At 46.4% G+C, this 211-nt stretch carries 1 rRNA gene (cut by a window edge); it reads right to left on the bottom strand.

Annotated features, from left to right (window positions below):
* A 5S ribosomal RNA gene (gene rrf, locus DW915_RS15600) occupies positions 1 to 87 on the bottom strand; it reaches 69 nt to the left of the window's first position.
* Between the last annotated feature and the right edge of the window lie 124 nt (positions 88 to 211).

Genomic DNA, 211 nt, shown 5'->3' with positions numbered 1-211 from the left:
TCCAGTGCAGTACCATCGGCCGCTTAGGTCTTAACCATCGTGTTCGGGATGGGAACGGGTGTGTCCCCTAAGCGCATCGCCACCAGCAATAGTTATTCAGTTTTTGAAACTGTAAAGTCTACAGCTTTTGCTGTTCCTTAATAACTAAACAATGAAACCCATTCTTTACTTGTTCTTCCTTAGAAAGGAGGTGATCCAGCCGCACCTTCCG

It is taken from the genome of Blautia sp. AM42-2, assembly GCF_003480245.1.
In the GTDB taxonomy this organism is placed as follows: domain Bacteria; phylum Bacillota; class Clostridia; order Lachnospirales; family Lachnospiraceae; genus Fusicatenibacter; species Fusicatenibacter saccharivorans.
Note: the sequence above shows the minus strand (reverse complement) of the source record. Positions and strands in the feature narration are given on the sequence as shown.